The 5398-nt window shown below is 42.2% G+C and carries 5 protein-coding genes; 4 read left to right on the top strand and 1 reads right to left on the bottom strand.

All coding sequences use genetic code 11. The annotated features are described in order from the left end of the window. The first annotated feature begins 80 nt into the window (after positions 1–80). The 3 genes from V7K49_RS01045 to V7K49_RS01035 all read left to right on the top strand — a co-directional run bounded on the left by V7K49_RS01045 (position 81) and on the right by V7K49_RS01035 (position 2944). Positions 81–959 (top strand): tetratricopeptide repeat protein, encoded by an 879-nt coding sequence (locus V7K49_RS01045; protein WP_335204169.1) that lies wholly within the window; start codon positions 81–83, stop codon positions 957–959. A 70-nt stretch (positions 960–1029) separates the two neighbouring features. After that, positions 1030–2130 carry a WD40 repeat domain-containing protein gene (locus tag V7K49_RS01040; protein ID WP_335204168.1) on the top strand — a complete coding sequence of 367 codons (1101 nt, stop codon included), beginning with the start codon at positions 1030–1032 and terminating at the stop codon, positions 2128–2130. Positions 2131–2200: 70 nt separating this feature from the next. Then, positions 2201–2944, top strand: coding sequence for a DUF561 domain-containing protein (locus V7K49_RS01035; RefSeq protein WP_334870859.1), 744 nt, complete (start codon positions 2201–2203; stop codon positions 2942–2944). Positions 2945–3046: 102 nt separating this feature from the next. On the opposite strand, the gene V7K49_RS01030 is transcribed toward V7K49_RS01035, so the two are convergent. Beyond that, positions 3047–4195, bottom strand: coding sequence for a DegT/DnrJ/EryC1/StrS family aminotransferase (locus V7K49_RS01030; protein WP_335204167.1), 1149 nt, complete (start codon positions 4193–4195; stop codon positions 3047–3049). 327 nt (positions 4196–4522) lie between these two features. On the opposite strand from V7K49_RS01030, the gene V7K49_RS01025 reads away from it, so the two are divergent. Then, a complete protein-coding gene (locus V7K49_RS01025) occupies positions 4523–5299 on the top strand; it encodes an ABC transporter permease (protein ID WP_335204166.1) in 777 nt (258 codons plus the stop codon). The last annotated feature ends 99 nt before the right edge of the window (positions 5300–5398 follow it).

Raw genomic sequence — 5398 nt, 5'->3', positions numbered from 1 at the left:
TTTAGAAAATGCGACCACTAAAATTCATCTCTGTTTTGTCAGACTTATGCTCCGAAGATTAGCTACTTTATAGATCCCAAATGGGTTCTATAGGGTTGCCTTTGGGTTGCTCGTTTTACCAACTGGGACTGCTCCAGAAAAATTTCTCTGTCATTAAACGGATAATAGACGATATAAAATCGCCAGAAAGATTAATTAAACTTTACAATATACTTGGGTATACATATCGAATTATCGGGTGTATTAGAGAAGCGATAGAATGCTATGAGAAATCAGGAAAAGTATTAGGCGAATTAGATGTCAAAACAAAAATATCTATTTTGTTCAATACAGGGCTTTGCAAACTTGAATTATGGGAAATAGAAGCAGCCGAAGATTGTTTTAATTCTGTTTGTAGCCTTGCTGAACAAAATAGCAACCTTGATGATTACATGGCATATGCTCAATGCTGTCTAGCTTTGATAAAATCACGCTCTGGTAGCAGAGAAGATGCATTTAACCTTGCTGAAAATGCCTTTTCTGCCATGTCATTATCAACTAGAGTGACTTTATGGGGAATAGGGCATAGTTTAGTAACTCTCTGCTTAACTTATAAAAATTTAGGTAATTTAAAAAAATCCTTTGAGTTGTGCCAACGAGCTATATTTAATTCTGAACAAAACAATTTTACCCAGATTAAAGCTAAAGCTATCAGTTGTCTGGCTGAACTTTTTCGAGAACAAGGAGAATTTCCTAGAGCAATTTTTCATCATTCAGAAGCAATAGAAATTCTTGATAAAATAGGTGCTAAATCAGACTTAGCTGAAGCTTATTATCAATTGGCATTGACTCATAAAAAAATGGGTGAAATTGTTCAGAGTAGGGGAAGTTTTGTGCAAGCGATTGCACTTTTTCACGAAATGCAAGCACCCAGACAAGTTGATAAAGTTCAAACAGCAATGGAGTGTTTTGAAAAATAAGCACTAATATTCGATTTTACTGCTTATTCCTATTTTTTCACGATCTAGCAGAACATAGGAAGCCTTTGGAGTGACAGGTTTGGGGATGACTGGGAAATTCATGGGGCGATCAGTCCTCCTAGATTTGGATTCAAGGTTACAGCCGCTATCAATGGGTGAGTATAGACCCCCATCTGCTTTACTCGCCACTGTCGCACCGCCGAAAATCCAGTGGAAAAATAAACTGCTGGTGGGGGCTGCTGTTGTGCTATTGGGGTTAGGGGGATATATGTATTTACGAAGCTTGGCGTCTATCCGAACTCTAACTGGGTATTTAGGCGAAGTTAATTCCCTGGCTCTGAACTCTAACTCTTTAAGTCATAACCTTGCCAGTGGCAGCGATGACAAAACTGTCAAAATTTGGAACATCGAAAGTGGAGATGAAATTCGTACTCTTATCGGGCATTCCGACTGGGTTTATGCTGTTGCCATCAGCCCAGATGGTAAGACTGTTGTCAGTGGCAGCAAGGATAAAACTATCAAAGTCTGGAATTTAAATACTGGGAAAGAAATATATACGTTAACTGGTCATACAGGCTACGTTAATTCTGTTGCTATCAGTCCAGATGGTCAGACTATTGTCAGTGGTAGTTATGACAAAACCATCAAAGTCTGGAATTTGAATACTGGTAAAAAAATACGTACTCTTACTGGGCATTCCAGGGCAGTTTTATCCGTTGCCATCAGCCCGGATGGTAAGACTATCGTCAGTGGCAGTAAGGACAAAACCATCAAAGTCTGGAATTTGAATACTGGTAAGGAAATACGTACTCTTACAGAGCATTTAGGCGATGTGAATGACGTTGTAATTAGCCAAGATGGTCAGATGTTAGCTAGTGCTAGCGATGACAAAACCATCAAAGTGTGGAAACTGGACACGGGCACGGAAATACGCACTCTTATGGGGCATTTAGCTGATGTAAATGCGATCGCCTTCAGCCCAAATGGGGAATATATTGCTAGTGGTAGTGATGACAAGACTGTAAAAGTCTGGCAACTGAACACGGGAGAGTTAATACACACCTTTAATGGACATTCAGCCGAAGTTTATGCGATCGCTTTCAGTGCGGATGGCAAAACTTTGGTTAGTGGCGGTAAGGATAAAACTATCAAGATTTGGCAACTGCCATAGTAATTTAGGCTCTCGATCAACTGAGGGACGGTAGAATATACCTAATTTTCATAGCTTCAAAAGCCCAACCATGACGATGCATTCTCCACTCCAACGTGCATTTAATAGCCGCCGCGTTCTGAAAGTGATCAGCGGCTTAAATAACTTCGACGCCGCTAGCGTCGCTGCGACTGTCAAAGCTGCTGAATTTGGCGGTGCTACTTTTGTCGATATTGCCGCCGATCCAGCCTTAGTCCAATTAGCTAAAAGTTTGACAAAATCACCAATTTGTGTATCCGCAGTAGAACCAGAGAAATTTGTGCAAGCTGTGGCAGCTGGTGCTGATTTAATTGAAATTGGGAATTTCGATTCCTTCTATGCTCAAGGACGCCGCTTTGAGGCTCCAGAAGTGCTAGCGCTGACTAAGCAAACCCGCGCTCTTTTCCCGGAAATCACCCTATCTGTCACCGTTCCCCACATTTTGGAACTAGATCAACAGGTACAGTTAGCAGAAGAACTGGTGAAAGCTGGAGCGGACATTATCCAAACCGAAGGCGGTACTAGCAGTAACCCAACTCATCCTGGAACTTTAGGATTAATTGAAAAAGCTGCTCCCACCTTGGCAGCAGCTTTTGAGATTTCCCGTGTGGTGTCAGTGCCAGTATTGTGTGCTTCAGGCATTTCTAACGTTACCGCACCATTAGCGATCGCTGCTGGTGCCGCTGGTGTTGGTGTTGGTTCCGCCATCAACCAACTCAATAGCGAAGTAGCCATGATTGCTGCTGTGCGTGGCTTAGTGGAAGCCTTAGCGACTGCAAATGCAGTAATGAAATGAGTTAGAAGTTATGAATTAGGAGTGATGAGTTATGAGTTGAAGAAACTTATTCATTCAAAACTCCAAACTCTTGTACAGACGCGATTAATCGCGTCTGTACTCCTAACTCATAACTTCTTTCAAAGCATAAATCACCTGGTCTTGCTGCTGTTCTGTCAGTTCTGGGAACATAGGCAAGGATATGACTTCATGGCAAGCTTGCTCTGCTATTGCTAAGTCCCCAATTTGATAGTCTAGACTTTGATAAACTGGCTGCAAATGTAAAGGGTGGGGATAGTAAATCATTGAACTCACGCCCTGCTCTTGCAATTGACTACGCACCCAATCTCGATATTTGGCGCTAGAACCATTTCGCCCTTCACCTGATATGCGAACAGTGTATTGATTCCATACCCCAATACCCTCAGGTAATTCTTGGGGCGGGACAATCCCCGGAACTTGGCTAAGGAACTGGTAGTAATAATTGGCGATATCTCGGCGGCGATCATTCCAAATATCTAAATAACGCAGCTTAATCTGCAAGATGGCTGCTTGGAGAGCATCCAAGCGGCTATTTACACCTATTTCTTCGTGTAAATATCGAACTTTACTACCATGATCCCGTAGTATTCGCAGTTTAGTAGCGATCGCTGGGTCATTAGTCGTTATTGCCCCGCCATCGCCGCAACCACCAAGATTTTTGGTAGGGTAGAAACTAAAGCAACCAATATGTCCAATGCTTCCTACTTTTTGATCAGCCCAAATCGCCCCTGTAGACTGAGCGCAATCTTCAATTATTGATAAATTGTGAGACTGAGCGATCGCCATCAATGATGTCATATCCACAGGTTGTCCAAATAGGTGAACCGGGATAATCGCTTTGGTTTTGGGTGTAATCGCCGCCGCCACTTGCTCCACATCCAAATTAAACGTAGTAGCGTCAATATCAACGAAAACAGGCTTTGCACCCACGGCACTAATCACTTCAGATGTAGCAATAAAGGTGAAAGGCGTTGTAATCACTTCATCGCCTGCACCAATTTCCAAGACTCGTAATGCTAAGTAGAGCGCATCAGTACCAGAATTACAAGCCACACATTCAGTAACAGTATTATAAGCAGCAAACTGTTGCTCAAAGCCTTCGACTAAGGGGCCGCCAATATAGCGGCCAGAAGCCAGAACCTCTAATACAGCTGCACTTACTTCTGCTTCGATGGTGGTGTATTGCTGCTTAATATCAAAGGCAGGGATGGGATTTACACTTTGGATCATGAGTTCTCATTTTATCGGGAGATACAAAGGATGCACTTCGACAGTCAATTTTTGCTGATTGAATTATTAATCAAAGAGGAGCTACTAAAAGACTATCGCCCAAGATACGCATCGATTAGGGTTTTTACTTAAATTGTGGGGCGGTAAACTACCGCACATTTAATTTACAGATAGTAGATATACTAGGTGTTTGCCATGTTTTGGTCGTACCTTTTTGAATTTTGAATTGATGAAAGTGATATATATCAACCAAGATCCAACACATCGGATCAAAGTTCCAGGCGTGTGGGCTGCTTTGATAACAAAATACCAGGAGATAGAGAACCCATGCAGGATCTGATCAAGCTGGATTTCGTGGATTTAGCTATTGCTGTGGGATTGATGGCGATCGCCATTGGTTTATCTGCCTGGGAAAAATTAGGATTAGAGTTTAACTTAGCCCTTGCTACTGGGAGAACCATCTTACAACTACTTGTATTGGGATACATTTTAGATTTCATTTTGGCTTTAGACAATGCTTGGGCAGTTTTGGCGCTATTAGCAATAATGCTGACAATTACGGCGATTGTCGCACGAAATCGCATCAGCCAAAAAATTCCTTATGTGTTGCCTTTAGTGTGGGGTGCAATTTTAATTAGTACCGCCCTGACAGTGGTTTACACCAACTTCTTGATCATTCAACCAGAAAGATGGTATGAACCACAGTATATAATTCCCCTAGCAGGGATAGTCTTAGGTAATGCTACTAATGCAGCTGCGATCGCAGGTGATCGCCTTGTCACCACCATTAACTCCAGCCATCTCGAAATAGAAACCCATTTGAGCTTAGGCGCAACTCCAGAGCAAGCAGTTAGCCAGTATCGCAAAGACGCGATCAGAGCCGGATTGATTCCCACTCTCAATCAAATGATCCTCATAGGTATGGTCGCAATACCAGGAATTACCACCGGACAGTTATTAGCTGGTGTAAAACCTCTGGACGCAGTATCTTACGAAATTTTGATTATGTTCATGGTTGCTTTCGCTAACTTGTTGACAACAGTTTTAGTCACGAAGGGGTTGTGTCACCAATTTTTTAATTCCGCCGCGCAGTTAATAAGGTGAGGGAATTACAGCACTTCCGGCTGTTATGAGGTACAGTAACAGCAATTAGCAAACCAGTTTCTTAAATGTTGAGGATTTATTAAGTCGAGTGCAACTGAT

This window comes from Nostoc sp., assembly GCF_036919675.1.
Lineage (GTDB): Bacteria > Cyanobacteriota > Cyanobacteriia > Cyanobacteriales > Nostocaceae > Nostoc.
This window is presented reverse-complemented; position numbering and strand designations above follow the sequence as displayed.